The following is a 2,217-nucleotide window of genomic DNA, read 5'->3' as shown; positions in this document are numbered from 1 at the left end:
TGCGGCGCGGCCGGTGCCGCCGGGGCGCCGCCGTACGCCGCCGGGATGTTCAGCGGGGCGGGTGCGGGCGGCGGTGCCGGGGCCGGGAACGGCGGCTGCTGGGCACGCTGCGGCGAGGAGAGGTCGTAGTCGTACCCGCACTCCTCGCAGAACCGCCCGGTCTGCGGGCTGCGGCAGATCGGGCAGATCACCAGGCCCTCGGTGAGGTCGGGGAAGCCCTGCGGGGCCGGCGGCGGGGGCGGCGGCATCGAACCCGGTGCCGGCATCGAGCCGGGCGGCGGCGGGGGCATCGCGCCCGGGGGGAGCGTGGCACCGTACGGCGCGCCGGGTGCCCCGTGCGCCCCCGGGGCACCGGGGTGCGCTCCGGGCGGCGGCGGCAGCGGCTGCGGCGGTGTCATCGGGAATCCGCAGAAGTCGCACCAGTCCTCGGCCTGCGACTCGTGGCCCCTCGGGCAGATCGGCATCAGGTCCCCCCTCAATTCCAGCTCGGCCGGGGCTGGGCCCGGCCGGTTCGCGGCCCGGTCGGCGCTTCGGCGGTCACTTCTTCACGCGTACGGTCTTGGTCGACCGGGTCTCGACGATCATCGAGTCGGCCTCGCTCACGTTCTTACGGAACCGAACGGTACCCTCCTTCGGGTCCACCACGTCCACCACCTTCTGCAGCAGCTTGTAGGTGCCTTCGTTCCCGGTCTCGTGGGCGATCCGGACGGCGGTGCCCAGCCTGGTGGTGGCGAGGGGGACGTTCCCGGCGCGGTGCGCCTCCATGCCCTCCTGGACCGCCGCGGCGAGTTCCGCCTGTCCGGTGTAGTGGGCGACCTGCGGGCTGATCCGGGTGGAGGAGGCGAGGTCGTCCGTCCAGACCGCCTTGACCAGACCCTGGGACAGCACCTCGGGCGTCCCCCCGGCGGCCGGGGGCGGCAGGACCAGGCTGATCCGGGCGGCCAGCATCTCGTTGCCGACCGCGGCGGCCGGGACCTCCACGCAGACGTGGTAGTCGCGGCTCTCGTCGCCCCACGAGCCGGTCGGGTAGTCACCGGCCCGCGGTCCGGCCTCGGCCCGGCGGCCGGTGAGGTCCTCCAGTGCGGGGGCGACCTGCTTGACGAACTTCACCACCGCGTTGGCGGGCGTCCAGACCCGCAGGGCGACATCGGCGACCTGCTTGCCCATCGCGCCGGTCATCATCGAGCGGAAGTCCTCGGCCAGGCCGGAGGGCTCGGGGACGATGTCGACGGTGCCGAGCAGCGCGGAGGCGATCTTGCGCAGCTCCTCGACCTTCCAGTCGGTGCCGACGCCCCGGCAGTCGGCGGTGAAGTGGCCGGTGACCCGTCCGATCGCGCGCTCCAGCTCGGCGGCGGTCTCGTGCTCGTTGTTGCCGTCGGTGAGCAGGATCGCGTGCCGGATCGGGATGTCCCGGCGGGTGAGGAAGAGCTGGTCGGCCTTGGTCAGCCAGGTGCCCATGGCGGTGCCGCCGGCCGCGGTGAGCCGGCGCAGCGACTCCCGGGCCCGGGCCCGGGTCTCCGGCGAGGCGATGGCGAGGGTGCCGTCGCCGGGGAAGACCTCGCGGGCCTCGTGGGTGCCGGCGACCACGGCGAAGGCCACGCCGTCGCGGACGGTGTCGACGGCGGCGGCGGTGGCCTCGCGGGCACCGCGCATCTTGCTGGACGGGTAGTCCATCGAGCCGGAGCAGTCCACCAGGATCACCACGGCGGCGGACTGCCCGTCGCCGCCCGCCGAGGCGTCGCTGATGCCGAGCGGGCGGCCGCCCGAGGTGCCGCCGCCGGTCGCGGTGACGGTGACGATGGCGTTCACTTCGCGGGCGCCGTCCGCGAGGTACTCGTTCTGGAAGATCTCCACATCGAACCTGGGCAGGTTCGGCTTCGCCAGTGTTGCCATGGGCCGGTGGCTCCCGTCGGATCGTCGGATGGTGCGCGGGTGGTGGCCGCGCCGCTGGGACGGGGCGCGGGTGGTCGCTCGGTGCTTGCGGCCCGGGCGGGTGGCCCGGTGCTCGGGTCCGGTGCGTGTGGCTCGGTGCGTGTGGCTCGGTGCGGGTCGTCCGGCGCACGGGGTCCGGCGCGGGTCGCCCGGTGCTCGGGTGCGGTGCTCGCGGCTTGTTGCGGACGGCGCGCCGGGGCCCGCGCCGTGGGGGCGCGGGCCCCGGTGGCGCGGGCGGTTCAGCGGGCCGGTGGCACCTGCGGCGCCGGCGGCACGGGCGGGCGG

General features: G+C 75.5%; 1 protein-coding gene and 1 pseudogene. Both read right to left on the bottom strand.

What is annotated here, in order from left to right; all coding sequences use genetic code 11:
* Nucleotides 1-464 (bottom strand): annotated as a pseudogene (locus tag BI06_RS52400) (hypothetical protein); the annotation flags it as partial.
* Between the two features lie 73 nt (nt 465-537).
* Nucleotides 538-1,893, bottom strand: coding sequence for a VWA domain-containing protein (locus BI06_RS15695; protein ID WP_043468698.1), 1,356 nt, complete (start codon nt 1,891-1,893; stop codon nt 538-540).
* Nucleotides 1,894-2,217 lie beyond the last annotated feature (324 nt).

It is taken from the genome of Kitasatospora sp. MBT66 (assembly GCF_000710405.2).
Taxonomy (GTDB): Bacteria; Actinomycetota; Actinomycetes; order Streptomycetales; family Streptomycetaceae; genus Kitasatospora; species Kitasatospora purpeofusca.
The sequence above is the reverse complement of the archived record's forward strand: the minus strand, read 5'-3'. Positions and strand labels throughout refer to the sequence as shown.

Coding starts and splice junctions, on each gene's coding strand:
- BI06_RS15695 (WP_043468698.1), bottom strand. CDS start 1,893: ATGGCAACACTGGCGAAGCCGAACCTGCCCAGGTTCGATGTGGAGATC.